The sequence below is a fragment of the Comamonas serinivorans genome (assembly GCF_002158865.1).
Lineage (GTDB): Bacteria > Pseudomonadota > Gammaproteobacteria > Burkholderiales > Burkholderiaceae_C > Comamonas_E > Comamonas_E serinivorans.
The window spans coordinates 389,932-415,826 of record NZ_CP021455.1 but is presented as its reverse complement, the minus strand read 5'-3'; the positions used below and the strand labels follow the sequence as shown (position 1 = coordinate 415,826).

Sequence of the window (25,895 nt, the reverse complement as noted above, 5' to 3'; positions counted from 1 at the left end):
CGGCCTTCACACGATGGCCAGCGCCAGCATGCGGTGGTAGGCCGGCGCAAACAGCACGCTGGTGTGGTCGACGCCCGGCAGGTAGCGCAGCTTGGCCACGCCGGGCGCAAAGGCCTCGAACAGGCGCTGCGTGCGCTCGGCGCCAATGGTCTCGTCGTGTTCGGCCTGGATCACCGTGGTCGGCACGGTGATGCGCGGCGCCACCAAGACCGATTCCCAGCGGTCCTTGAGCAGCCACCGCACCGGCACCCAGAACGGCATCTGCTCGCGCGCCACGTTGGCGATGCTGTCGTACGGCGTGACCAGCACCAGGGCGCTGGCTGGCCGCTGCGCCGCGACCTGGATGGCCACGCCCGAGCCCAGGCTGCGGCCGATGACGGCGACGTCATCGTGGCGGGCCTGCACGTGGTCGAACACGGCCAGCGCGTCGGCCAGCAGGCCGGCCTGCGTGGGACGGCCACTGCTGTCGCCCCAGCCGCGGTAGTGCACCAGGTAGAGGTCGCGGTGCGGCCACAGGCGCACGAAGCGCTTGAGCTGCAGCGACACGTCCTCGGCGTTGCCGCCGAAGTAGATCAGCGCCGGTTGCCGGGCCGCGCCCGGCAAGCCTTCGTTCGGCGGCGCCTGCGTGGCCGCGCGGTGCGTGATCTGCAGCGTGCGGCCGTCCAGGTCCAGGCGCAGCTCGTTCTCGGCCGCGGGCAGGTGGCGCGGCTGCGGCTTGTACAGCATGTGGCGCTGCGTGGCGTAGATGTAGCTGCACAGGCTGAGGTGCAGCAGCGCCACGCTGGCGGCACCGCCGATGACGGCCCGCTGCCAGCCCGGCCGATCGCGCCAGTGGCGGTGCAACGGCGCCAGGCGCGTCGCCGCGGCGTGCAGCGCCGCCGGCCAGGGGCCGGTCGGCGCGCCGGATGCCGAACCGGTCCACGAGCCGGACGCCGAGCGAGACGGCTCATCCGACGGCGTGTGGTGCGGATGGCCAGTCCGCGCGCCAGCTCGCGTCGAAGCGGCCGGGTCGGGCGAACGGTCGGAAGAAGGAGAGCGGAAGAAGTACGTCATGCCAGGGTCAAGGTAGCACGCCGGGTGGCGGGGTTGCCGAAGCGTCGGCGTCAGAACGGGCGGCCATCGTCCAGGCCGCACCGCCGGTGGGGCCTGGGCACAGGCCTGGAGGCCATGGCCTGGCAGCCGGCATTCGGCCGACATCGGTGGGGCGCATCAGCGCGGTCGTGGGCGCGGCGCAGCCGCTGGATGCAGGCGTGGGCGCCGCAGCTCGGTGCGGACGTTGGCGCGCCAGACGGGTGCACCGCGAGGCACCACGGACACGGTCCACCCTCACTGCCCCGAGGCCGGCGGTGCGGCCAGCGCGGGCAACAGCACCACGCGCAGGCCGGCCGACGTGACCTGGAATTCGCCGATGGTGAAGCCCAGGCCTTCCAGCACCGCCGTCTGCTCGGGCTTGGCCTGGAACACCTGCAGCCCCTGCATGGCCTGCGCGATCACGGGCGGCGCCTGATCGGCCAGCAGGCTGCGGTAGGGCTCGGGCACGGCCGGGAAATGCACGCGCTGCACCTCGACGTGGGTCATGCGCAACGAGCGGTCGCCGGCTTCGTACCGCAGCCCGTAGCTGAGCTGCACCTCGCCGTCGTGACTGCGGCCCGTGAAGGGCTCGCTCACGCGCAGGGCGACCTCGGTGCCCAGGCGGTTGCGCTCGGGCTGCAGGCGGATGCGCGGCTGGCTGAGTTCGACCTGCAGCACGCCCTGCAGGCTGCGGTGCAGCGGAAAGCGCTGGCCGACTTCGCGCTGGAGCTCGGCCTCGGTCACGGTGATGCTGCGCGCGCCCGGCGGCAGGGCCTGGGCGCTGGCCGGGCTCGTCGATGAACGGGGCGAGGGGCTCGCCGACAGGCTTGCCGAAGGGCTGGCCGAAGGGCTGGCCGAGCGGCTCGCCGGCCCCGCCCCGGATGCCGACAGCGGCGGCAACGAGGTCTGGGCCTGCGCTGCTGCGGCGCACACCACCCAACCGAGTATGACCAGCTTGCCGTTCATCCCTGAACGGCAGCGGCCAGATACTGCATTCTTCATGTCACGCACGGCCTGAACACACAAGGCCCGAGCTTAGCCGCGACGGAAAAAACGCGCGGGCCCGGGCCCAAGCGCTGGCCGTACCGGTGCGCGGGCGCGCTCACAGCACCAGCGGCGGCGCGGCGATGCGCGTGTGCTCCATGCCGGCGATGCGGCCAAAACGCTCGCTGCCGTTTTCCCAGTCGTGCCAGGCCTGGCGGATGCGCTCGCGGTCGAAGGCGACGAAGTTCCACCAGATGGTGAGGCGCTTGGCCAGCGGCACGCCGCCCAGCAGGATCACCTGGCTGCCGGGTGCCAGCTGCAGCGACAGCGCGGGCTCGCCGGGCGGCCAGTAGACGAACTGCTCGGCCGCCACGGGCGTGTCCGTGGCCGTGGCGGCGTTTTCGCCGCGCACGCTGGCCCGGCCCCGCAGGACCATGAGCGCGTACTCGAAGTCGCGCCGCAGCGGCAGGCGCACCTGGCCGCCGCCCTCGCTGGTCACGTCCACACCCAGCAGCGGGCTGTGCAGGGGCACAGGGGCCACGTGCTCGCCGCAGCCGCCGGCCATCACGGTGACCTGGCAGCCGCCTTCGCGCCACACGGGCAGGCGCGGGTGGTGCGAAAACGCCGGCGCAATGTCCTGCCGGTCCTCGGGCAGGGCAATCCACAGCTGGGCGCCATGCACCTTGCGCAGCGGGCCCACGCTGTCTTCGGTGTGGCTGATGCCGTGGCCAGCGGTCATGAGGTTGACCTGCCCGGCCGAGATCACCTGCTCGTTGCCCAGGCTGTCGCGGTGCAGGATCTCGCCCTCGATCATCCAGGTGAAGGTCTGCAGGCCGATGTGCGGGTGCGCGCCCACGTGCAGGCCTTCGTCGGCGCTGCTGAACTCGGCCGGCCCCATGTGGTCGAGGAAGCACCAGTGCCCCACGCTGCGCAGCCAGCGCGTGGGCAAGGCGCGGTGCACGGCCAGGTCACCGCCCAGCGAGGCGTGGCGCACGTCGATGAACACGGGCAGCGATTGGCCCGAAAGGTCCAGGTTCAGGTTGGCATTCATGGGGACTCCGTTGTAAGGGGATCAGTCTGGCCTGCGGTCTGGCGCAGGTTGAGGGCGTGGCGGGTCTGGCGACACGCCTAGAAAATCATGGGTATGCAGCTCTTCACGTTATTACATCAACGATAACAACCATATACTACCCAATTCACTGTGGCAGGGTGTCGATGAAGCTGCAGGCCTTTTTGGGTTTTGACACCGTCGCTGGCCGCGATCCGTCGTTGCTTGGTGGACTTGGGGACAGCGCTGGATACCGGCATCAAGCGACCCTCATGACCCCAACCGCGAAATCGGACGCCAGAAAGCGGTTCGAGATCAGCGTGTCCTCAATGTGAAAAAGCATCTGCAGCAGCTCCATGGAGCGGCGGTCAGTTTCTACAAAATTGCCGGCGATGCCGTGCAAGACAAACTGCAAAATGTTGCCCCCGCAGGGGTTGTAGGCACACTCCACGAAGTACTCACGCAATACGCTTCGGATGTCCTGCGAGCGGATAGCCTCCGAGGGGTCCACCTTGACCACTTCCGCCGGGTCTGGCAGCGGCACGGTGTCTTGAACATGGCCAAAGTGTTCCACCTGGAAGGACCGGCGATACGCCGGTGGCAGCAGATGAAACGCGCTGGTGATGACCTGGCGCTGACGCTCACTGAATGCAAAATGATTGGCGCCGACGTATTCGTTGAAAAACACCCAGCCGCCGGGTTTCAGCGCCTGGCGAACCGACTGGCACACCCGTTCAAGCTCCTGGATGTGGTGCAAGGACCCATTGAACCAGACGGCGTCGTAAAGACCAGTGCCTAAAGAGGTCTTCTGGACATCCTGAACGAAATAGTGGATGTTGCGCGCCCCCAGGGCATTGGCCTCGGCCTTGGCGATCTCAATGGCGCCTGGTGCCAGGTCAATCGCATCGAACTGACCGAAGGCGTTCTGCCTGAACAGCTCTCGCTCAAGAGAGCCGCTGCCGCACCCGATGCTCAGCATCCTCGCCGTGGAAGTCGGACGGTCAAAGAACTCCTTCATGACGTATGTCCCCCACCAATGGTGGCCGGTATCCGCACACGCTTTGCGTTGAAAGCGCCTTTGCACGGCGGGCACCGCCAGCCAATACATCTGAGGAGAAAACGCGTCCGAGCTCGCCACATTCTTGGACCAGTGTGCTGCGGTGATCTCTTCATCGGTGCTCATGAGGGCCTCGTTTCCGTGCGGTGGGTATGTGGCGTCCACGGGCCCCACTTGCTTTCGAAGTAGGCCTGGTTACGCTCCCAGATGGCCTGGTATTCGCCGGAGTCCATCAGCTTCTTGAACGACGCCTGGCCATAGTGGTGCACAAAGGAATCTTCTGCGCAGACGGTTCTGTACCCGGCTGCCTGAAGCCGGCGGCAATAGTCGTCGTCTTCAAACATGCCGATGCCAAAGGCTTCGTCCAGCGCGCCGATTTCGTCGAACACCTCGCGCCGCATGGCCACGCAAAACATGGCCAGCACGGAGATGTCGAAATGGCGCCCTGCATGCTCAAGGGTATGCCGCGCGGCAAATTCGTGCATTTGCTCCAGGTCGCCATAGTCCACGGCGATCTTGGCCTCATTGCCGATGGAATTGGTCACAGGTCCTGCCAACCCGACCTGGCGGTTCTGCAAATGGCGCAGCAGCGCTTCGAGCCAATCGTTGGTGACCACCGTGTCGTTGTTCAAGAGGACGACGTAGTCGCCTTCAGCTTGCGCAACCCCCTGATTGTTGGCGGCGGCAAAGCCGCGGTTGCTGTCGTTGAAGATCAGCTTCAGGGACCGTATCTGGCGCTGCAATGCACGCAGCATGTCACGACTGCCATCCTGTGACGCGTTGTCGACGACGATCACTTCGTAGTTGGGGTACGTGGTGCGGGCCACGATGCTCTCAATGCATTGGCGCGTGAGCTCGGCGTTGTTGTAGCTGATGACGATGATGGAGCACTTGGCATACAAGGCGTGCAGTGCCTGGGCCGTAGAAAGGTAGCGGTGGTGCCAGTCATTTCCTCTGGCCAACTCAATCCGGCGACGGACCAACAGCGGATCGTCTTCCGTCAGAGCGGCTTCCACCTTGGACAGGAAGTCCCCGTACTCCGAAGCAAAGTACACATACTCGCCATAGATGGCCATTTCTTCCAATGGCACGCTGACCACCGGTTTGCCGGCGCTGATGTATTCATAGAATTTGACGGGGTCGACGGCGTGCGTCACCTGGTTCAGCTTGAACGGGATCAGGCAGACGTCGAAGCCATGCAGGTAGCGTGGCATGTCTTCATAAGGCTTGCGGCCCGTGAGGTGCACATTGGGCAAGCGATCAATTCCGGCCAGATCCTTGACGAAGCAGTCTCCGACCAACACGAAGTTCCATTGAGGTCGCTGGCTCGCCAGATGGTGCAGCAGGGCGAAATCCACCCAAGGGGCGAGGGCCCCATAGAAGCCGATGACAGGCTTTTTCAGATGGGCGAGCAGGTCATTCTTCACACAGTGGGAAGAGAAGAAGTCGAACTCCACGCCGTTTCGCACCAAGACGCAGTGGGCATTCTTGGTCTTCCATTTTTTTTCAAGCAGGGACGCTGTCACCGTCACCAGATCGGCCTTCTGCACCAGGACTTCTTCCTCATCGATCAGAGGCTGGCCGATGTCCGGGAAATCAGCCCACTCGTCCATGCAATCGTATTGAAGTTTCCAGGATCGATTTTTCTGAAGCTCTATGGCCCAGGTGGCCCAATAAGACAGGTGGACCACCACCAGCGCTTCCCTGATCTTGGCATCCCTTGCCAGCCTTGAAAACGATTCTTGCGCTGCGCGCAGGTTGTCTGGAGACATCTTTTGCGCATAGAAATTCTCAGACGAATGAAACGCCAGCCCAATCTCGTACACGTGGGGGGCGACCTGCCTCATGACGTAAGCCTCACCCTGCGCGGGGATGATGGACCGTGCGACATAAAACACCCGGTGGCCATGGGCCGCAAACTGAGACATCATGTGCTGCGGCCGTTGATGGCGTGCAGACCATTCGATGTTGGCCAAGCAAACGATGTCCATCTTGCCGTTGCAAACGTCAGGAAACAGGGGCTTGCCGGCGGTCTGCCGCTTTTGAAAGGCGTGCACCTGGCCAGCCAATTGGTTTTTGAACGACTCGGCGTGCAGCTGGTTCTTGAGCCGGCTGGGAATCACCCAGTTTCCCAACTTTCGAGCCAACGGAGAGCGGTCTGCCAGCAACATCAAGGCATCGACCAGAAGGTACCGTGTGCTTCTTCTGCGCTGCTCCAATGTTCGTTGGATGACCTCCACTTCGCTCCGGAGCCAGGCAATGCCGGTGTCGCGTGAGGCGATGATGTCCTTGCTGAGGCCCAGCTCCTGTTCGAGTTGAGCAATGGTCTGCCGCAAGCCCATCGCTTCGCCTCGGGACACCGGAGCGGGTGAACCTGCGATTGCTTCTTCTGGCGCTTGCTGATTGCCTTCCAACAGCGCGGGCAACGACATCCACATGGCATTCAAGGCAGGCCTTGAATCCATGCACCGTGCCTGAATCGCCTCCACCACCTGACTCCAATGCTGTTCCAGCTTGGTCTCTGCCTCCGCGATCAGACTCGATGGGGTCTTGCGACCGATTCGATCGGCCAGCCAGCGCGGATCGTCCACAGCCAGCGTGGACAGTGGGTATACGGTGTGGAACTTGGAGAGCGCCGTGAATTTGCCCAGGGAAAGAGTGCTGGAGGTGAATACCGGCACACCCGCACACAGTGCCGTGATGGCCAGGTGATAACTGTGGCCAGCCACGCCTTCAGATTCTCCAATCAGTGCTGCCAATACCAAGGGAGATGGCCACTCAGGCAACCGATAGGTGCCGGGAAGCTCACGGTCGATGAAGGACTCATGGTCGTTCAGAACCGGACCCACGCGCAAAAGGAGAAAACTGAGGTCCGGCAATTGCGCGCGGAATCGTTTGATGTGATCCGTCAGCGCATTCAGGTTTTGAGTGACCTGGATGATCACATAGGGCTTCATCAAGCCGAGCTGTTCCCTCAGCTGTCTGGCCTCTTCTTTCGCGGGGTGCCCTTGCAGGTAGAGCCCCATGGCAAAGGCTGTGTCGGGGACGTGTTTGACCTGGCCATCCTCCGAAAACTGGCGGAGTACCTGTTGGCTGGGCTCATCGCGCACGGCCACATAGGCGCTGGCCTTCAAGGCCAAGGAAAGCAGCCCGTGGCTCCACGGCGGAATGTCATTGCAGTGCATGCCTGGCGCATTCCAGATGACCGGTATGCCATGTTGCGCGCCGATCAAGGCCGGGGTGAGCCAGTACCCCGTGGGGTGATGAATCCAGTCCTCGGTGGGCATGTAGCCTGGTGCCACGGCCTTGTCAAAGCGAATGAGGAATCCACCGCCAATCAAGATGGCGTCGAGCTCGTGTACCTTGCTGGGAAAATCGGTGAGCGACGTGACGTTGTAAGGCCAGTCGTTCGAAGACTTGGCGTTGTAAGAAAACGGAATCACTTCTACGGCGCCTAGCCGTTTTGAAAGCTCCATCTGCGCAATGATGGGAAACAGCAAATCGCCATAGTTCTGGACATCAAATGTGCCAAAAATCCCCACGCGCCATGGCCGTTGATCACCTGCTGAGTGCGATTCGCTTTTGCTCATGTTTCGGTTGCTTTTCAGGCGTGCTTGCGTGCAGTGCGCTCAAGCCAGATTCTGGTGCGTGGACATGCTCACGACCCGTTTGATCGTGTCCAGGTAACGCGCTGCTCTTTGGGTCCAGGAAAATTCGTGTATGGCCTTTTCATCGCGGGAGATGGCCGTGTGCAAGCATCCATCCTGCCACTTGGCATGGATGTCTCGGATGACTTTCGCCAGCAGGTCCGCCTCGTTGGGCACAGACCAACCTGCACCCACACCGGAAATCAGGTGCCCAGCCTCATCCGCTGGGGCCATGGACACATGCAGGATGGGCGCTCCTGCGCCCAAATACTCATAGACTTTTCCAGGGACCTGAAAGGCCTGCCGGTTGCCCAGGCTGAGGAGTACATCGCAATTCTGCTGAACATCCAGACAGGTGTGGTGATCGACGACCCCGTGAAAAGTCGCGCAGTCAACGCCGTCAAACAGCGCGTGATAAGCCGTGTGGTTGCCATAGAAGTCCACTTGCAGGTTCAAGTCCTTCAGTGACTTCAGGGCCTGGGCAAGCTGTGCGGGCGACCGAAAATCTTCATAGAAATTTCCCGTGTACACCAACTTCAGGGCCCGCATCGGCGACTTGACGGCCTGTGCACAGGAGAAGCTCCGAGCAGGAAACCCCTGCGTGATGCAGTCAAACTTGTCGTGAAGATGCTGAAGGCCATGTCGCCGCATGAACAGCTCGGCGGCCGCGGTCGTGGTCACGACGGCGGCATCGACCTGCCTGAGCACCTTGGCTTCAAACGCAAGGTCAAATCTTTGCCGCCAGCGCGGCGCATGGGGCGCCACCACGGGGTCGGCCAAATCGGCAATCAGCGGTAGCCGGGAGATGCGCTTGGCCCGCAGACCCAGCATCAAACTGGCCCCCGGTTCATGGGAAGCGACCACGGCGTTGTAGGCGTTTGCGCGCAGCAGGCGGGTCAAGCGCGCTGAAGCGGTCGGAACCCATTCACTCCGCAGGTCAGGGAACACCACCTGGTCCAAAAAGCGCCGGCCCGACCGGTACACCTTCAGCAAGCTCGTGGTTTGATGCGCCGGGTCGACAGGTGCCGCTTCGGTTCGAGCGTCTTTGGGGTCCTTCAGCTTGGACAGCCTCAGGTAGATGCTCTGTGAAACCCCGACGTACGGCCCAGCCCAGGTCCTGTGGACCGTCACGCCGGGGTGAAGTCCTTCGCTGAAGGGCGGCAACGCCGGCATGTTCGGGCAAAGCACGTGAACTTCGACCCCCAGCTTCGCAAGCTCGTTGGTCAGATAAAACCAGCGCAGCGATTGCCCGGAAATGATCGGGGGAAACTCGTAGGCGATCAGAAGAATGCGCATGCTCACAGCTCAGTGATGGCCTCGCTCCAAGTCGCTACGAAGGATTTCCACAATTCTATCGGCCGCAAAACCATCACCGCGGGGAGATACGCCGCTCGCTGCCATGGCTTGGCATGGCTGCGGGGCTAGCCAGCAGGCGCATGACGTCGGACGCTGTGGCGCCTGCGTCGGTGCCAATCAAGCGACTGCCCCGGCGTCAACACCTTCAGGCCGCTCGGCGGTCTGGCGAAGCCCCAAAACGGGTTGGCCCAAGGGTCGACGTTTCCTCTTGAATCCGGCCGCTGTCGGTCAACATCAAGGGGAAGCGACGCATCAGACCTCGCCGAAGCGAAAGACATGGGTGCTGGCCATCACCCGCAGATCGGCCCGCCTCCCGGAAGGCCGTGCTGTCGATCCAGCAGGCCAGCCGACGACCAATCCTGCGGCCCTGTGCACTGCCATCCTGGCAGCGCGCGCGGCGCGGCGCTGTCCATGGCCGGCCAAGCCTTGGGCATCCTTGGCAGCAGCGATCCCATCGGCGGTGGCGGCGGCCGCTGGGGGCATTTCTTCCTGGCGCTTGACCCTGGATTGCTCGTGCCGCTGCAGGGCTTCAAGAAGCACATTCAGGGCGTGGCGGGTCTGGCGACACACCTGAAAAATCATGAAGTATGCAGCCTCTCTCGTTGTCACATCAACGAGAAGAACCGCATACCCCATCAGCTCACTGCGGCAGGGTGTCGATGAAGCTGGGCCGCTGGGCCAGCTTGGCCTGCAGGCGCACCAGGTTGGGATGACCCTCGGCCCAGGCCAGCTCGGGAAAGCGGAAATCCAGGTAGTCCAGCGCGCAGACCACGGCGATGTCGGCCAGGCTGAGGTGGGCGCCGCCCAGGCAATGCGGCTGGTCGCCCAGGCCGCGCTCCATGGCGGCCAGGGCCGACGCGATCTTGGCCAGTTGGCGGTCGATGAAGGCCTGGCTGCGTTCGCTGTCGGCGCGCTTGACCCAGGTGCGCTCCATGCGGGCCGCCAGCGCGGCATCCAGCAGGCCGTCGGCCAGCGCCTCCCAGGTCTTGGCCTCGGCCCGCTCGCGGCCGGTGGCGGGCAGCAGCTTGCCGACCGGCGACAGCGTGTCCAGGTACTCGACGATGACGCGCGAGTCGAACACGGCCTCGCCGCCGTCCAGCAGCAGGCAGGGCACCTTGCCCAGGGGGTTGAAGTCCTGGATGCGGGTGTCATCGGCCCAGACGTTGTCCAGCGTCAGGTGGTAGTCGAGCTTTTTTTCCGCCAGCACCACACGCACCTTGCGCACGTAAGGGCTGGTCAACGAACCGATGAGTTGCATGGTGGGGATGGGCGAAGACTGCAGAACGGCAGCCATTCTAGGCCGGCGCCCCCATGCTTTCCTGCGCTGCGCGCCGGGCGCGCAGCCCCTGACCGGGCGACCCCCGAGGGGGCAGGGTGGCTCCGGGCGGCCCGTCGCGGAGCCCGGTGCGCCCGCGGCCGCCGTCCAGCCCGGACGGCCTTCACGACGCCGTGCCCCGCACCCCACCACCGGCGCCAGGCCGGCCTTTTACAATTGCGGGATGTCTGAATCCATGCTTCCCCTCTCTGCCCTGACCGCTGTTTCGCCGCTCGACGGTCGCTACGCCGGCAAAACCGCCGCCCTGCGCCCCATCGCCAGCGAACTGGGCTACATGCAGCGCCGCGTGCAGGTCGAGGTGGCGTGGTTCGTGGCCTTGTCCGACGCCGGCTTTGCCGAGTTCAAGCCGCTGTCGCCCGCCGCGCGCGCGCTGCTGGTCGGCCTGCACCAGAACTTCTCGGCCGAAGACGGCGAAGCCATCAAGGCCATCGAGAAGACCACCAACCACGACGTGAAGGCCGTCGAGTACTGGATCAAGGCCCAGTTCAAGGGCCATGCCGAGCTGGAGGCCGCCGCCGAATTCGTGCACTTCGCCTGCACCAGCGAAGACATCAACAACACCAGCCACGCCCTGCAGCTCAAGGCCATGCGGGGCGAGGTGCTGCTGCCCGCGCTCGACGCCGTGGTGGCCAAGCTCGGCGACATGGCGAACCAGTTTGCCGCCGTGCCCATGCTGAGCCGCACGCACGGCCAGACCGCCAGCCCCACCACCGTGGGCAAGGAAATGGCTAACGTCGCCGTGCGCCTGAAGAAGGCCCGCGCCGCCATCGCCGGCGTGCAGCTGATGGCCAAGATGAACGGCGCCGTGGGCAACTACAACGCCCACCTGGCCGCCTGGCCCGAGTTCGACTGGGCCGCCTTCGCGCAGCGCGTGGTCGAAACGCCCGAGCCAGCCGACGCCAGCGGCAGCGCGCCGTTCGGCCTGGGCCTCACCTTCCAGCCCTACTCCATCCAGATCGAGCCGCACGACTACATGGCCGAGCTGTTCGACGCCATCGCGCGCAGCAACACCATCTGCATCGACTTGGCGCGCGACATCTGGGGCTACGTCTCACTGGGCTACTTCAAGCAAAAGCTCAAGGCGGGCGAGATCGGCTCGTCGACCATGCCGCACAAGGTCAACCCCATCGACTTTGAAAACGCCGAAGGCAACTTCGGCCTGGCCAACGCCGTGCTGCGCCACCTGAGCGAAAAGCTGCCCATCAGCCGCTGGCAGCGCGACCTGACCGACTCCACCGTGCTGCGCAACATGGGCGTGGGCCTGGGCTACGCCGTGCTGGCGCTGCAGTCGCTGATGGTGGGCCTGAACAAGCTCGAGCTGAACGAAGCCGCGCTGGCCGCCGACCTGGACAACAGCTGGGAGGTGCTGGCCGAGCCCATCCAGACCGTGATGCGCCGCTATGGCGTGGCCGGCGCCTACGAAAAGCTCAAGGAAGTCACGCGTGGCCAGACCGTGCACCGCGAGGACCTGCATGCACTCATCAACGGCCTGGCCATCCCGCAGGCCGACAAGGACCGCCTGCTGGCCATGACGCCGGGCAGCTACGTGGGCCAGGCCGAGCAGCTCGCGCGCGGCGCCTGACGCGGCGGGCCAGCGCAAGCCGGGCCTCCCGCCCGGGCCAACCCGGCAGCCCCCGTGATGCGCCTTCGCGCGCCTGCCGCCCGCCAAGCAACCAACCCAGTATTCCCCGATTGCCGTTCAATTGACAACGACAATCAACGCATACCCCCAACCCACTCAACAGCGGCCCGCACCGCGCTCTGCCATGGCCCTGTCCGCCACCATCTTCAAGTGCACCCTCTCTGTGGCCGACGTGGACCATGGCTACTACGCCGAGCATGCGCTGACCCTGGCCCGCCACCCCAGCGAGACGGATGAACGCATGATGGTGCGCCTGGCGGCGCTGGCCTTCCACGCGCACGCGGTGCAGACCGTGTGCCAGGGCGATGGCGACATCGGCTTTGGCGCCGGCCTGTCCAGCCCCGAAGACCCCGACGTGCGCCTGGTCGACTTCACGGGCCGCAAACGCCTGTGGATCGAGGTCGGCCAACCGCTGGACAAGCCCTTGCTCAAGGCCAGCCAGCAGTCCGACGCCGTCGCCGTGTACGCCTACAGCCACCAGGCCGAGATCTGGTGGAAGGCCGAGCAGGCCAAGATTTCCCGGCTGAGCAAGGTGAACGTCTGGCGCATTCCGACCGAACAGTCGCAGGCCCTGGCGGCGCTGGCCGAGCGCAGCATGCAGCTGCAGGCCACGATCCAGGACGGCGCCGCGCTGATCAGCCGGGGCAGCCAGACCGTGACCGTCGAGCCCGAGCGTTGGCAAGAGGCCAGCAGCCGCTGACCGCGCCGTTTGCCCATTGGCCTCTTGGTCCGTTTGCCGATCCTGCGACCAGAACCTGGCCAACGTCAAACGTCACCCAGGCCGGGCCCCCTCGCCCCCCCACCACGGATGTGCAACAGGCCGTGGCTGATGCCGAGCCGCCGCCGTTTAACCCACCTGGGACCCGATCGGGTCGTGAACGCCCGCTGCGCGCCCTGGCTGAGGCCGCACACGGTCTTGCGCCCCCATCCGCGATAGCCGATCCCGAGTGCAGCCCGCGGCACGGGGCTCCCCAACAGCCGGACGACCCGCACGACCCCGGCCGCCACCCGGCGCGGAATCCGCCGCTGCGGCTGCGAAACGTCGCCTGAGACCGCCACCTTCGTGTGCCCAGGCAATGCCTTCCACTGGGGTATGCCCGCAACACCGTTTCGGGATGAACGGCTATCGCCCTATACCCCTACAAACGACAAACCCATCGCCTTGACCACGCGTGGGCGTCAAGGGGATGGGTCAACGAGGGCGGGCCTGATCGCCCGCCATGGCGTCCTTGGCCTTGGTGCCCTGCGGCACCCGCGGCTCAGGCTGCAATCAGGGGTAGCGGCGCACCAGCGATTCGGCCACGCAGGCGGGCTTGGCCGCGCCTTCCAGCTCGATCGTGGTTTCGTAGGTGTACTGGTAGCCCCCCTTGTCCAGCGGCTCGGCGGCCAGCAGCTTGATCTTGCCGCGCACCTTGCTGCCTGCGGGCACCGGGCTCATGAAGCGCACGCGGTTCAGGCCGTAGTTCACGCCCATGCCGGTCTGGTTGACCTTGATGGCCTTGCCCCAGATCTCGGGCAGCAGCGACAGCGTCAGGAAACCGTGCGCGATGGGGGCGCCGAACGGGCCCTTCTTGGCGCGTTCCACGTCCACGTGGATCCACTGGTGGTCACCCGTGGCCTCGGCAAACAGGTTGATCTTTTCCTGCGTGACCGTGATCCACTCGCTGGCGCCGATCTCTTGGCCCACTTGGTCGGCCATCTCTTGAAGGGTTTCGAAGATTTTCATGCGAGGGATTGTGGAAGCGGGCGCCGCACCGCCGTGTCGGGCGAGTGACAGCGCGGCCGCGCCCCTTCAGCCCGCGCCGCGTGGCCAGGCCACGGCTCAGGCGCGCGGCGCCAGGCGCTTGCTCAGCGCCACGCGGGCCCCCACGGCCTCGAACTGCCGCACCAGGCGTTCGGCCAGCGGCAGGCTGACGGTGTCGTGCACCAGGGTCAAGGGCAGCCCGTCCTTCAAGGCCATGAGCCGGCTGCTGCCCCAGTCGCGGTAAGCCGGCAGCTGCTTGAGCGCCAGCAGGGCCCGCAGCGGCACAGGCCCCAGGTCCACCAGACGCACGGTGTAGCGGGGCGCGGGTGGCGCGTCGCCAACCCGTTCGGGCCGGTACACCGTGATGGCCTGCATGAGCTCGGCCAGGCTCGCACACAGCAGCGCCGCGTCCCAGCGGCCCGCGCCATGCGGCGCGGTGTAGATCGGCACCTCGGGCGTGCGCACGTCCGCGATCAGGGGGTCGCCGCCTGCGTTCTGCAACACCAGCCAGTGCGGTTGCCAATCGCCAGGTCCCGTGGCGGCCACATCGGCCCACACCAGGTGATCGGGCGTGCTGCGCCGCGCATCGAGCACGAAGCGGTAGCCATCGAGGGCGTGAAACAGGCTGGGCACATCGACCGTGGGCACGCCGGTCAGCACGCCCACCGCCAGGTCCGCCGCGTCTTCCATCCCGTCGTCGTCCTCCGGCGCATCTGCGGGGTCCGGCCCCAGGTACAGGCTTTGGCCCGGCGCCAGGGCCGCATACCAGGCCAGCCAATCGTGGACCGTTGCCGGCAGCGGGGGCAGCGTGAACTGCGCCATCAGCGATGCGCGGACGGCAGCGGCGCTGGGCCAGGTGTCGCGGGTCAGGGGCATGCGGGGGCTTGATTCATGGACGAGGCCTGTCGGCGCAGGTGGAGGGCGGAACAGGTGACGTGCAGGCGGAAGTGCCGGTGCGATGCGCAGGTGAAATCCGCCCTGGGCGCCGCCCAACGGGCTCGGTGGAAGACGCCCCGGTGCCGCCGCGCATCGGCACCGCCGCAGTGGCAGCCTGCTGGCCGTTCGATCCACACCCGTTCATGCGTCCCCCAGCAACCCGAACACGTCCTTGGGGTCGCGCAGGTCGGGCACCAGGTCCAGCGGCTGCCCCAGGCCATGCTGCTCGGCCAGGCGAGCCACGGTGCGCAACACGCTGTAGTCCTCCAGCGCAAAGCCCACGGAATCGAACAGCGTGACCTGCTCGGCCGACTCGCGCCCGGGCACCTCGCCGCGCAGCACGCGCCACAGCTCGGTCACGGGCCAGTCGGGCGGCAGCTGTTGGATGTCACCCTCGATCCGGGTCTGTGCCTCCAGCTCGACCACGATGCGTGCGCGGCGCAGCACTTCGGGGTCCAGCTCGGTCTTGCCCGGGCAATCGCCGCCGATGGCGTTGAGGTGCATGCCCGGTGCCACCATGTCGACGGTCAGCACGCGCGCGTGCCGCTTGGCGGCCGTGGCGGTGGTCACGATGTCGGCCCCACGCACGGCCTCGTGGGCCGAGGCCGCGACCGTCACCCGCAAGCCGCTGACCCGGCTCAGGTGCGCCTGCAGGCGTGCGCAAGCCGCGGGGTCGGGGTCGAACACGGCCAGGTGTTCAATGCCCAGCAGCGTCTCGAAGGCCAAGGCCTGGAACGCCGACTGTGCCCCGCAGCCCAACAGCGCCATGCGCCGCGCATCGGGGCGGGCCAGGGCGCGTGCCGCCAGGGCCGAGGTGGTGGCCGTGCGCAAGGCAGTGCACACCGTCAGCTCGACCAACCAGCGCGGGTACCCCGTGGCGACCTCGGCCAGCACGCCAAACGCCATCACCGTGGGCAGGCCGCGCTCGCCGTTGCGCGGATGGCCGTTCACGTACTTGAAGGCGTAGTCCACACCATCGCTGATGGGCATGAGCTCGATCACGCCCTGTGGCGAATGGCTGGCCACGCGCGGCGCTTTCTCGAAGTCCGGCCAGCGGCAAAAGTCGGTGTGCAAGGCCTGAGCCAGCGCCTCGATGAACGGGCGCAGGCCCACCCGGTGCAGCAGCTGGACCAGGTCGGCGACGCTGAGGAAGGTGGTCATGGGGCCAGCTTAGCGGGCGTCCTCCGTCCTCACAAGCCAGCCCAGGCGAGACCCGCGATGCCGCGGCCACGCGCGCATCAGGCGCACGGTGACTCTGCACACCATCTGCAGACACCAGCCCGCCTTCGCTGCGCGCATCGGCTGGGCCGAGGCAGCCCCTCGATCCACGGCAGCCAATCGGCCCCCACAGACGACGGAGGCGTCAGCCCTCAACGCGCGCTCAAATGCTTGGCCAGCGCCACGCCCGTGTGCGTGCCCAGGGCCATCACGGCCGGGGGCGGCGCGCTGGCCACGACCTCGCCGCCGCCGGCACCGCCTTCGGGGCCCAGGTCCACGATCCAGTCGGCTTCGGCGATGACGTCCAGGTCGTGCTCGATGACGATGACGCTGTGGCCGCCATCGACCAGGCGGTGCAGCACGTGGATGAGCTTGTCCACGTCGGCCATGTGCAGGCCCACGGTGGGCTCGTCCAGCACGTACAGCGTGTGCGGCACCTTGTTGCCACGCCGGGTCACGTCGTCGCGCACCTTGGTCAGCTCGGTGACGAGCTTGATGCGCTGGGCCTCGCCGCCGCTCAGCGTGGGCGACGGCTGACCCAGCGTCAGGTAACCCAGGCCCACGTCCTTGAGCAGCTGCAGCGGGTGCGCGATGCCCGGCATGCTGGCGAAGAATTCGACGGCCTCGTCCACCTCCATGGCCAGCACGTCGCCAATGGACTTGCCGCGCCAGGTGACGGCCAGGGTCTCGGGGTTGAAGCGCGCGCCCTTGCAGGCTTCGCACGGCACCTTCACGTCGGGCAAAAACGCCATCTCGATGGTGCGCACGCCCGCGCCTTCGCAGGTCGGGCAGCGCCCCTCGCCGGTGTTGAACGAGAAGCGGCCCGGCCCGTAGCCGCGCGCCTTGGCCTCCAGCGTCTCGGCGAACAGCTTGCGCACCGTGTCCCAGAAGCCGATGTAGGTCGCGGGGCAGGACCGTGGCGTCTTGCCGATGGGCGTCTGGTCGACCTCGAGCACGCGGTCGATCACTTCGTAGCCGCTGATGGCGATGCAGCCCACCCAGGCCGGGTGCTGGCCGGCCTCGTCGGCCTCACGGCCGGCCTTGGTCGAACGCTGCTGCACGGCGGCCTGCACGTTGGTCAGCAGCACGTCGCGCGCCAGCGTGGACTTGCCCGAGCCACTGACGCCGGTGACCGCCACCAGCCGGTGCAGCGGCAGGCTGACGATCGCATCCTTCAGGTTGTGCAGGCTGGCGCTGTGCACGTTCAGCCAATCGACCTTCTCGGCGCTGGCCTTTTTCTCGGCCAGCGTGACCGGCACCGCGCGCAAGGCATGCAGCGGGTGCTGCATGGCCTGGCGCAGGTAGCGGCCGGTGACGGAGTCGCTCGCCTGCTCGACCTCGGCCACGGTGCCCTGCGCCACCAGCCGGCCGCCGCGCTTGCCGGCACCGGGGCCGATGTCGATGATGTGGTCGGCGCTGCGGATGGTGTCCACGTCGTGCTCGACGACGAGCAGCGTGTTGCCCTTGTCGCCCAGCTTGTGCAGCGCATTCAGCAGCACCGCGTTGTCGCGCGCATGCAGGCCGATGGTGGGCTCGTCCAGCACGTAGCACACGCCTTGCAGGTTGCTGCCCAGCTGCGCGGCCAGGCGAATGCGCTGGGCCTCGCCACCGCTGAGCGTGGGCGCGCCCCGGTCCAGCGTCAGGTAGCCCAGGCCCACCTCTTCGAGGAAGGCGAGGCGGCTTTCGATCTCGGGCAGCAGGTCGCGCGCGATGTCGCTGTCGCGCTGACTCAGGCGGCCGGGCTGCATCAGGTCCTGCACCCAGGTGCGCACCTCGGCCACCGACAGCCGCGCCACCTCGGTGATGGGGAGATTGCCCCCGCGCTCCCCTGCGCTGTGCGTGTGCAGCAGCACGGCGCGCACCACGGCGTTCAACCGCGTGCCGCCGCAGCTCGCGCAGGGCTGGTCTTCCAGGTCTTCGACCTCGGGCTCGGCGAAGGTCTGCTCGCGGCCGCGCTGGTCGTCGGCCAGCACCGAATCGTCGAGCAGCTTGCGCTGCGCCTTGGACAGCTGCACGCCCGTGCCCACGCAGTCGGGGCACCAGCCGTGCTTGCTGTTGTACGAGAACAGGCGCGGGTCCAGCTCGGCGTAGCTGGTGGCGCACACCGGGCAGGCGCGCTGGGTCGACAACGCCTGCACGCGACCGATGCCGGCGGTGGACTCGCCCGCCTCCATCGCCGCGCCCAGGCGGTCGATGTCGGCCATCACCTGCACCACGCCCTTGCCGATGTCCAGCGCCGTGTCCAGGGCGTTGCGCAGCTCGTCCTCGTGGGCCGTGCTCACGCGCAGGCTGCGCACGGGCAGCTCGATGTGGTGTTCCTTGAAGCGGTCGATGCGCGGAAAGCCCGTGGTCGGCAGGTACTCCCCGTCGACGCGCAGGTGGGTGTAGCCGCGCGGGCGCGCCCAGTCGGCCAGCTCGGTGTACACGCCTTTGCGCCCCACCACCAGCGGCGCCAGCAGGCCGATGGTCTGCCCGGCGTAGTCGCGCAGGATCTGCGCCGCGATGCGCTCGGGCGTTTGCGGCTGCACGGCGGCCCCGTCGTGCACGCAGTGCTGCACGCCGAGCTTGACGAACAGCAGGCGCAGGTAATGCCACACCTCGGTCGTCGTGCCCACGGTGGACTTGCGGCCGCCGCGCGACAGCCGCTGCTCGATGGCCACGGTGGGCGGGATGCCGTAGACGGCGTCCACCTCGGGCCGACCCGCGGGCTGCACGATGGAGCGCGCATAGGCGTTCAGCGACTCCAGGTAGCGCCGCTGCCCTTCGTTGAAGATGATGTCGAAGGCCAGCGTGGACTTGCCCGAGCCGCTGACGCCGGTGATGACGTTGAACTGCCCCCGGGGCACGTCCACGTCCAGGTGCTTGAGGTTGTGCTCGCGCGCGTTGCGCACCTCGATCGCCGAGGGCGCCAGCACCGTGCCCGGCGCCACGCGCACGATGCCGTAGGCCGCGCGCGCCTCGCCCACGGCCAGCGCGGCTTCGGCCTGCGAGGAATGGGTTGTTAAATTGGCAGGCAGTATGGTGTGTTTATCATTGATGCTTTGATCGAAAATCGCCTCATACTCCTTCAGCGCCTGGGCGGTGGGCGAATCAAAGGCATCGCGCACCTGCACCGGCGTGCCCTGCGCCACCACCTGGCCGCCCGCATCGCCGCCCTCGGGGCCGAGGTCGATCAGCCAGTCGCTGGCGCGCATCACATCCAGGTTGTGCTCGATCACGATCAGCGAGTGGCCGGCATCCAGCAGCTTGCGCAGCGCGCGCATGAGCTTGGCGATGTCGTCGAAATGCAGGCCGGTGGTGGGCTCGTCGAACAGGAACAGCGTGCCCTTGCGCGCGGTCTTCTGCTTGCTGGCGGTGGTGCTTCGGGCCGCCTCGGCCAGGAAGCCCGCCAGCTTCAGGCGTTGCGCCTCGCCACCGCTGAGCGTGGGCACGGGCTGGCCCAGCGTCACATAGTCCAGGCCCACGTCGACGATGGGCTGCAGCGCGCGCACCACGTCGCGGTCACCGCCAGCCGCCACGCTCCCCCCCAGGGCTGGGCCGCCTTGGGTGCGGCCCTTCGCCGACCCGAACAGCTGCACGGCCTCGGCCACGGTCAGCGCGAGCACGTCGGCCACGTTGAGCAGCCGGCCGCCCCGCTCGATGCGGACCTCGAGGATTTCGGGCCGGTAGCGCTGGCCGTCGCAGTCGGGGCAGCGCAGGTAGACGTCGGAGAGGAACTGCATCTCCACGTGCTCGAAGCCCGAGCCGCCGCAGGTCGGGCAGCGCCCGTCGCCGCTGTTGAAGCTGAACTTGGCCGCCGTGTAGCTGCGCTGGCGCGCCAGCGGCGTGGTGGCGAACAGCGTGCGGATCGCATCCCAGGCGCCCACGTAGCTGGCGGGGTTGGAGCGCGCGGTCTTGCCGATGGGCGACTGGTCGACGAAGACCACATCGGCCAGCTGCTCGGCCCCCAGCAGGCGGTCGAAGCGGCCCGGGGCATCGGTGGGCTTGCCGAAGTGGCGCGCCAGCGCCGGAGCCAGCACGTCCTGGATCAGCGTGGACTTGCCCGAGCCCGAGACGCCGGTGACGCAGACCAGGCGCTCGAGCGGGAACTCGACCGAGACGTTCTTCAGGTTGTGCTGGCGCGCGCCCTCCAGGATCAGCTTGGGCGTGCTGGCCTGCACAGGCCGGGCAAAGCCCATGCCGATGCGCTTGCGGCCCGAGAGGTAATCGGCCGTCAGCGTGTGGGCGCGGCGCAGCGCGGCCGGCGTGCCGTCGAACACGATCTGCCCACCTTGCTGGCCCGGGCCCGGGCCGAAGTCGAGCACGCGGTCGGCGCAGAACATGACGGCCGGGTCGTGCTCGACCACCACCAGCGTGTTGCCGGCGTCGCGCAGGCGCAGCATGGCGGTGTTGATGCGCTGCATGTCGCGCGGGTGCAGGCCGATGCTGGGCTCGTCGAGCACGAACAAGGTGTTCACCAGCGAGGTGCCCAGGGCCGTGGTGAGGTTGATGCGCTGCACCTCGCCGCCCGAGAGCGTGCGGCTTTGGCGGTCCAGCGTGAGGTAGCCGATGCCGACGTCGCACAGGTAGCCCGTGCGCGCGCACAGCTCGTCGAGGATGAGGCGCATGGCCTGTGCCTCGCCGCTGTCCACCGGGCGATCATCCTGATGGGTATGCGGCTGTTCCCGTTCATCCATTGACGGTGAATCACCCATACTGCTCGATCGTTTCACCTCCTCGCGCAGCGCATCGAAGAACCGGCGCAGCCGCGCGATGGGCATCAGCATCAGGTCGTGCAGACACAGGCCGGGCAGCGCATCGAGCTGCGCGCGCGTCCAGCTCGCGCCCTGGGGCAGGAAGCGCGGGTGCGTCTGGCCGTCATCCCCCTGCAGGGCTGCGGCCGCCTGGGCCGGGTTGCCCACGCGCCACAGCAGGCTCTCGGTCTTCAGGCGCGCGCCGCCGCAGGTCGGGCAGGTGGTGTAGCTGCGGTACTTGGACAAGAGCACGCGGATGTGCATCTTGTAGGCCTTGCTTTCGAGGTAGGCGAAAAAGCGCCGAATGCCGTACCACTGCCGGTTCCAGTTGCCTTCCTTGAAATTCGGCGTGCCCTCGATGACCCAGTCGCGCTGCGCGGCCGTGAGCTGGGCCCAGGGCGTGTCGCGCGGGATGCCGGCTTCTTCGGCATGGCGCATCAGGTCGTCCTGGATCTCCTTCCACGCCGGCGTCTGCACCGGCTTGATGGCCCCGGCGCGCAGGGTGAGCTTCTCGTCGGGAATCACCAGCCCCCAGTCCACGCCGATGACGCGGCCAAAGCCCCGGCAGGCCTCGCACGCGCCCACGGGCGAGTTGAACGAGAACATGGAGGGGATCGGTTCGCGGTAGCGCTGTTCGCTCTCGGGGCAGTGCAGGCCGGTGGAGTATTTCCACAATGAAGCCCCCACGCTCCCCGGCTGCGCCTGGTCCGCTGCCCCCCCGGGGGGCTGGCCTTGCTCGGGACGGCCCGTCGCGGCGGCCGAAGCCCCCACGCTCCCCGGCTGCGCCTGGTCCGCTGCCCCCCTGGGGGGCTGGCCTTGCTCGGGGCGGCCCGTCGCGGCGGCCTTGGCCCCCACGCTCCCCGGCGCAAGCGCCTGGTCCGCTGCCCCCCCGAGGGGCTGGCCTTGCTCGGGGCGGCCCCTCGCGGCGGCCGACGCCCCCACGCGCCCTGCCGGGTTCGCGGCTTCGGGGCCAGATTCAGCGGCCTGCCCGGCGGCGGCATCCTCGTTGGCGGGCAGCGCGTAGACGTTGACGCGGCCCCCGCGCTGCAGGGCCACCTCGATGGCTTCGACCACGCGCGCCTTCTCGGCCCGGCTGATGCGGAAACGATCGGCCACCACGTCGAGCACCTTCACCACGCCGGGCGCCTCGTCCTTGGCTTTGGCAGCCGCGGCCGCTTTGGTCGTTTTCTTCTTGGCCGGCGCCTCGCCGTCTGCCGCGGCGACCTGGCGCACCTCTTCGCGCTCGGCCTGCACGCGGGTGAAGCCGCTGGCGGACAGCCACTGCGCCACCTCGTCGGCCGTGGTGTTCGCCGGCAGCTCGACCGGGAAGGTCAGCACCAGCCTCGGGTCACCCGCTGCCTCGGCGCGGAGACGCAGGTCGGCGTAAATGGATTCGGGCGTATCGCGCCGCACGGCCTGCGCGGTCACGCGGTCGAACAGCGCCCCGCCGCGCGCGAACAACAGCTTGATGTGGTCGTTCAGCTCCGTCATGGTGCCCACGGTGGAGCGGCTGGAGCGCACGGGGTTGGTCTGGTCGATGGCGATGGCCGGCGGCACGCCCTCGACCTTGTCCACGGCCGGTTTGTCCATGCGGTCCAGGAACTGGCGCGCATAGGCCGAAAAGGTCTCCACGTAGCGCCGCTGGCCCTCGGCGTAGAGCGTGTCGAACACCAGGCTGGACTTGCCCGAGCCGCTCGGTCCGGTGACCACGGTGAGCTGGCCGGGCTGGATGTCCACGTCGATGGCCTTGAGGTTGTGCTGACGCGCGCCGCGGATGCGGATGGGATCGTGGGGCATGGGCTGTGGTCTCTGGGACGTGCCGAGGTGGCCGGGGCAAAAATTCTAGGCGCCCCGGCTTGACCCTGGCGGGGGGTGCGACTTCGGGCCTGGCCCCCACGCGACGCGGGCGGGCACAGCTGCCGGTTCGCCGAACCGCCCGGGATCGCGGGCACCTGCGGGTGAGTCGCGGAACGGGTGGCGCTCCGACAGGACGGCGCGCCCTTGCCCTTGCCGTCGCCGTCGCCGTCGCCGTCGCCGTCGCCGTCGCCGTCGAAAGCATGTCGCATGCACTGCCTGGTCGGCGGCAACCTGGCCGCGCGTAACCAGCGCCCGCTCACCCCGGCATCGGTCACCGGCGAGAAGACAGGTCGGTGTGCTGTCCTCGCCCGCCAGGCGCAACCCCGCAAAGTGCAAGTCGTGCCGACAGCGTGGCGCGCCAACCTGTGGCGGTGGCTTGCGGCAGTTTGGCCAGGCAGTGCCTGTGCGATCACTGCTGGCGGATCGGTAGCGGTGGTGGCTCAGGGCTCAGGGCTCAGGGCTCAGGGCTCAGGGCTCAGGGCTCAGGGCTCAGGGCTCAGGGCTCAGGGCTCAGGGCTCAGGGCTCAGGGCTCAGCATGTGGCGCAAATCCGACACCACGCGCCATTTTTACCAAAAAACAACGCTTCTTTGCAATAATAAAAATGAGAGTGATTTGCATTTGATTGACAAGCCGCAGCCCGGCCTGTCTGCCCTTGCTGGCCGGTCCAGGTGTCTCGCGCCCCTGCGCGAGGGCTGAGCGACGGCTCGCCACCCCGGCTGCCGCACCACCGGTGGCCGGCCGTGCGCGCGACCCCACGTGCGCCCGCACCGGCCGCGAGCCTGTTGCCCAGCCCGCGCCATCGTGGCCAGCCGTGGTCCGCACGTCACCGCCCGTTTTCCTCCTTCATCGACCGACACCATGACACCGACTTTTCGCCCGCAGCGTCCGCGGCTGACCCCTCTGGCCTGCGCGCTCACCCTGGCCCTGCTCGACCTGGGCGCTGCCCAGGCCCAAACCCCGGAAGCCCCTGTGGCCGAGGGCTCGCTGGCACCGGTCACCGTGACCGCCGACCCGGGCGGCGACAGCGCCACGGCGCCCGTCACGGGCTTTGTGGCCAAGCGCGCGCTGTCGGCCACCAAAACCGACACCCCGCTGATCGAGACGCCGCAGGCCATCAGCGTGGTGACCCGCGACGAAATGGATGCCCAGGGCGTGACCACGCTGCGCGAAACCGTGCGCTACACGGCGGGCATCAACTCCAGCTACTTCGACAGCCGGGTGGACTCGTTCAAGGCCCGTGGCGGCGACGTCACGCAGTACCTGGACGGCATGCTGCGCGGCTACGGCACCTACAACAACAACAAGGTCGAGCCCTTCACGCTGGAGCGCGTGGAGTTCCTGCGCGGCCCGTCATCGGTGCTCTATGGCCAAGGCAGCGTGGGCGGTGTGCTGAACCTCACGAGCAAGCGCCCGCTGGCCGACAACCGGCGCGAGGTGCAGGTGCAGGTGGGCAGCCACAGCCGCAAACAGGTGGCCGGCGACCTGACCGGCCCGCTGGACAGCGACGGCAAGTGGCTGTACCGGCTGGTGGCCGTGGGCCGCGACAGCAACAGCCAGGTCGACCACGTGAAGGATGACCGCGTGGTGCTGGCCCCCTCGCTCACCTGGCGGCCCAACGACGACACCTCGCTCACGCTGCAGGCCTTCTACCAGCGCGACAAAAGCGGCTCGCTGATCGGCTTCTTTCCCTGGCAGGGCACGCGGCTGCCCAGCCCCTATGGCCAGATTCCGACGAACACCTTCGTCAGCGAGCCGGACTGGGACCGTTTCGACACCCGCAACCGGTCCTGGGGCTACCTCTTCAGCCACAAGCTGAACGACGACTGGACCGTGCGCCAGAACCTACGCCGCACCATCACGGAAGTCGACTACCGCACCATGTACACCAGCTTCGCGGCCAATGCCGCGACGGGCCGGCCCGCACGCCCGGTGTTCAACCCCGACAACCGCACGTTCCCGCGCGATGCCTCGTGGAACCTGAACGGCGGCAAGATGCTGCTCGTCGACACCCAGCTGGAAGGCCGCCTGCAGACCGGGGCCGTGGACCACACGCTGCTGGCCGGCGTGGACATGCAGCGCAACAGCACCACCTCCTCCACCTGGCGCGCCGTGGCCCCCGACATCGACGCCTACAACCCGGTCTACGGCAACTTCACGCCGCCCACGGCGGCCGACCTGGTGCGCCAGCCCAGCGTGTCGCAACGCCAGCTCGGCCTCTACCTGCAGGACCAGCTGCGCTGGGGCAACTGGACGGCCACCGTCGGCCTGCGGCACGACACCGCCAAGACCGACACCCAGGGCCGTCCCGCGGCCGCCGTGGACGACTCGGCCTGGACCAAGCGCATGGGCGTGACCTACCAGGCCGGCGCCTGGGCGCCCTACCTCTCGTACACCGAATCCTTCCAGCCGCTGGGCGGCGTGGACGTGTACGGCACGCCCTACAAGCCGCAGCGCGGCCAACAGGTGGAGGCCGGGGTGAAGTGGATGCCGCCCGACAGCGGCCTGGCCGGCTTCGTGGCCGTCTACCAGCTGCGCGAGAAAAACCGCAAGACCACCGACCCCGCCAACCCGCTGAACAGCCTGCAGATCGGCCAGGTCGAGATGAAAGGCCTGGAGGCCGAGCTGAAGGCCAGCCTGGCCCGCAACTGGGACTGGGTCGTCAGCTACGCCTACACCGACGCCACGATCCGCCGCAGCACCGCGGGCGATCAGGGCCAGCGCGTGGCCAACATCCCGCGCCACACCGCCTCCACCTGGCTGATGCACCGCTTCGCCTCGAGCGGGCGCGGCGGCTGGACCGTGGGCGCAGGCCTGCGCTACACCGACCGCATGTGGTCGGGCACCCGCGCCATCGACACGCCCTCCAGCCTGCTGGCCGACGCCATGGTGGCCTACGACGCCGGCAACTGGCGCATGGCCCTCAACATCAACAACCTGACCGACAAGGTCGTCATCACCCAGTGCCTGGCGCGCGGCGACTGCTTCTATGGCGAGCGCCGCAACGCGCTGCTGACGGCGACCTACCGGTTCTGACGGCGGGTCCCGCGCCAGCGACCAGGGGCAGTGCACATCGGAGGCGGTCAGGCTAAGGCGCCGAGGCCTTTCCGCAACCAGATCGCATCGTCGGGGCCAGCGCATCGGAGGTGCCTGGACCCGACGAGTTGGGCCACACCGATCTGACCGGCGTGAACCGCCGGCCCCCCGCTTCGGGGCGGCACTGCCGATCGGCACGGAACGGTGCGCCGGACCAGGTCGCTCACCGAG

Annotated in this window: 16 protein-coding genes; 4 read left to right on the top strand and 12 right to left on the bottom strand. The window is 67.5% G+C overall.

The window, feature by feature from the left end; all coding sequences use genetic code 11:
• Nucleotides 1-6: 6 nt before the first annotated feature.
• Together CCO03_RS01745 and CCO03_RS01740 are read right to left on the bottom strand one after the other, a co-directional pair.
• Nucleotides 7-1,053 (bottom strand): alpha/beta hydrolase, encoded by a 1,047-nt coding sequence (locus tag CCO03_RS01745; RefSeq protein ID WP_205690348.1) that lies wholly within the window; start codon nt 1,051-1,053, stop codon nt 7-9.
• A gap of 273 nt (nt 1,054-1,326) precedes the next feature.
• A complete protein-coding gene (locus CCO03_RS01740; protein ID WP_157667441.1) occupies nt 1,327-1,815 on the bottom strand; it encodes a YceB family lipoprotein in 489 nt (162 codons plus the stop codon).
• 4 nt (nt 1,816-1,819) lie between these two features.
• Between CCO03_RS01740 and CCO03_RS19375 the strand changes: the two genes are divergently transcribed.
• Nucleotides 1,820-2,089 carry a hypothetical protein gene (locus tag CCO03_RS19375; protein ID WP_157667440.1) on the top strand — a complete coding sequence of 90 codons (270 nt, stop codon included), beginning with the start codon at nt 1,820-1,822 and terminating at the stop codon, nt 2,087-2,089.
• Between the two features lie 84 nt (nt 2,090-2,173).
• Here the strand turns inward: CCO03_RS19375 and CCO03_RS01735 are convergent, their stop codons facing one another.
• The 6 genes from CCO03_RS01735 to CCO03_RS01710 all read right to left on the bottom strand — a co-directional run bounded on the left by CCO03_RS01735 (nt 2,174) and on the right by CCO03_RS01710 (nt 10,421).
• Complete coding sequence (locus CCO03_RS01735; protein ID WP_087276433.1) at nt 2,174-3,106, bottom strand: pirin family protein; 933 nt, start codon at nt 3,104-3,106, stop codon at nt 2,174-2,176.
• A gap of 256 nt (nt 3,107-3,362) precedes the next feature.
• Nucleotides 3,363-4,286: a class I SAM-dependent methyltransferase gene (locus tag CCO03_RS01730; protein WP_087283953.1), complete on the bottom strand. Its 924-nt coding sequence runs from the start codon at nt 4,284-4,286 to the stop codon at nt 3,363-3,365.
• Nucleotides 4,283-7,750, bottom strand: a complete 3,468-nt coding sequence (locus tag CCO03_RS01725; RefSeq protein ID WP_087276430.1) for a glycosyltransferase — start codon at nt 7,748-7,750, stop codon at nt 4,283-4,285. The genes CCO03_RS01730 and CCO03_RS01725 overlap by 4 nt, the downstream gene beginning before the upstream one ends.
• Before the next feature lie 39 nt (nt 7,751-7,789).
• Complete coding sequence (locus CCO03_RS01720) at nt 7,790-9,103, bottom strand: glycosyltransferase (protein WP_087276427.1); 1,314 nt, start codon at nt 9,101-9,103, stop codon at nt 7,790-7,792.
• Between the two features lie 312 nt (nt 9,104-9,415).
• Nucleotides 9,416-9,745: a hypothetical protein gene (locus tag CCO03_RS01715; RefSeq protein ID WP_157667439.1), complete on the bottom strand. Its 330-nt coding sequence runs from the start codon at nt 9,743-9,745 to the stop codon at nt 9,416-9,418.
• A 58-nt stretch (nt 9,746-9,803) separates the two neighbouring features.
• A complete protein-coding gene (locus tag CCO03_RS01710; protein WP_087283952.1) occupies nt 9,804-10,421 on the bottom strand; it encodes a glutathione S-transferase C-terminal domain-containing protein in 618 nt (205 codons plus the stop codon).
• Nucleotides 10,422-10,674: 253 nt separating this feature from the next.
• Between CCO03_RS01710 and purB the strand changes: the two genes are divergently transcribed.
• Both purB and CCO03_RS01700 read left to right on the top strand, forming a co-directional pair.
• A complete protein-coding gene (purB, locus tag CCO03_RS01705) occupies nt 10,675-12,081 on the top strand; it encodes an adenylosuccinate lyase (RefSeq protein WP_087276421.1) in 1,407 nt (468 codons plus the stop codon).
• 184 nt (nt 12,082-12,265) lie between these two features.
• On the top strand, nt 12,266-12,841 hold the full coding sequence (locus tag CCO03_RS01700; RefSeq protein WP_087276417.1) for a YaeQ family protein: 576 nt from the start codon (nt 12,266-12,268) through the stop codon (nt 12,839-12,841).
• 570 nt (nt 12,842-13,411) lie between these two features.
• On the opposite strand, the gene CCO03_RS01695 is transcribed toward CCO03_RS01700, so the two are convergent.
• From CCO03_RS01695 to CCO03_RS01680, 4 genes are all read right to left on the bottom strand, one after another.
• The gene (locus CCO03_RS01695; protein WP_205690346.1) at nt 13,412-13,867 is read right to left on the bottom strand and encodes a MaoC family dehydratase; all 456 of its coding nucleotides are present in this window, start codon (nt 13,865-13,867) and stop codon (nt 13,412-13,414) included.
• Nucleotides 13,868-13,963: 96 nt separating this feature from the next.
• Nucleotides 13,964-14,761 (bottom strand): hypothetical protein, encoded by a 798-nt coding sequence (locus CCO03_RS01690; RefSeq protein ID WP_087276412.1) that lies wholly within the window; start codon nt 14,759-14,761, stop codon nt 13,964-13,966.
• Nucleotides 14,762-14,962: 201 nt separating this feature from the next.
• Entirely contained in the window at nt 14,963-15,982 is a 1,020-nt protein-coding gene (locus tag CCO03_RS01685) for an ornithine cyclodeaminase (protein WP_087276409.1), read from the bottom strand.
• Between the two features lie 209 nt (nt 15,983-16,191).
• Nucleotides 16,192-22,569, bottom strand: coding sequence for an excinuclease ABC subunit UvrA (locus CCO03_RS01680; RefSeq protein WP_157667438.1), 6,378 nt, complete (start codon nt 22,567-22,569; stop codon nt 16,192-16,194).
• Nucleotides 22,570-23,489: 920 nt separating this feature from the next.
• On the opposite strand from CCO03_RS01680, the gene CCO03_RS01675 reads away from it, so the two are divergent.
• Nucleotides 23,490-25,664 carry a TonB-dependent siderophore receptor gene (locus CCO03_RS01675; RefSeq protein WP_087276407.1) on the top strand — a complete coding sequence of 725 codons (2,175 nt, stop codon included), beginning with the start codon at nt 23,490-23,492 and terminating at the stop codon, nt 25,662-25,664.
• Nucleotides 25,665-25,895: the final 231 nt, after the last annotated feature.

What these genes read in the sequence shown, in the direction of transcription:
- CCO03_RS01745 (WP_205690348.1), bottom strand. Translation starts at nt 1,053, where the DNA reads ATGACGTACTTCTTCCGCTCTCCTTCTTCCGACCGTTCGCCCGACCCG.
- CCO03_RS19375 (WP_157667440.1), top strand. Translation starts at nt 1,820, where the DNA reads ATGCTGCGCGCGCCCGGCGGCAGGGCCTGGGCGCTGGCCGGGCTCGTC.
- CCO03_RS01735 (WP_087276433.1), bottom strand. Translation starts at nt 3,106, where the DNA reads ATGAATGCCAACCTGAACCTGGACCTTTCGGGCCAATCGCTGCCCGTG.
- CCO03_RS01730 (WP_087283953.1), bottom strand. Translation starts at nt 4,286, where the DNA reads ATGAGCACCGATGAAGAGATCACCGCAGCACACTGGTCCAAGAATGTG.
- CCO03_RS01725 (WP_087276430.1), bottom strand. Translation starts at nt 7,750, where the DNA reads ATGAGCAAAAGCGAATCGCACTCAGCAGGTGATCAACGGCCATGGCGC.
- CCO03_RS01720 (WP_087276427.1), bottom strand. Translation starts at nt 9,103, where the DNA reads ATGCGCATTCTTCTGATCGCCTACGAGTTTCCCCCGATCATTTCCGGG.
- CCO03_RS01715 (WP_157667439.1), bottom strand. Translation starts at nt 9,745, where the DNA reads ATGATTTTTCAGGTGTGTCGCCAGACCCGCCACGCCCTGAATGTGCTT.
- CCO03_RS01710 (WP_087283952.1), bottom strand. Translation starts at nt 10,421, where the DNA reads ATGCAACTCATCGGTTCGTTGACCAGCCCTTACGTGCGCAAGGTGCGT.
- purB (WP_087276421.1), top strand. Translation starts at nt 10,675, where the DNA reads ATGCTTCCCCTCTCTGCCCTGACCGCTGTTTCGCCGCTCGACGGTCGC.
- CCO03_RS01700 (WP_087276417.1), top strand. Translation starts at nt 12,266, where the DNA reads ATGGCCCTGTCCGCCACCATCTTCAAGTGCACCCTCTCTGTGGCCGAC.
- CCO03_RS01695 (WP_205690346.1), bottom strand. Translation starts at nt 13,867, where the DNA reads ATGAAAATCTTCGAAACCCTTCAAGAGATGGCCGACCAAGTGGGCCAA.
- CCO03_RS01690 (WP_087276412.1), bottom strand. Translation starts at nt 14,761, where the DNA reads ATGCCCCTGACCCGCGACACCTGGCCCAGCGCCGCTGCCGTCCGCGCA.
- CCO03_RS01685 (WP_087276409.1), bottom strand. Translation starts at nt 15,982, where the DNA reads ATGACCACCTTCCTCAGCGTCGCCGACCTGGTCCAGCTGCTGCACCGG.
- CCO03_RS01680 (WP_157667438.1), bottom strand. Translation starts at nt 22,569, where the DNA reads ATGCCCCACGATCCCATCCGCATCCGCGGCGCGCGTCAGCACAACCTC.
- CCO03_RS01675 (WP_087276407.1), top strand. Translation starts at nt 23,490, where the DNA reads ATGACACCGACTTTTCGCCCGCAGCGTCCGCGGCTGACCCCTCTGGCC.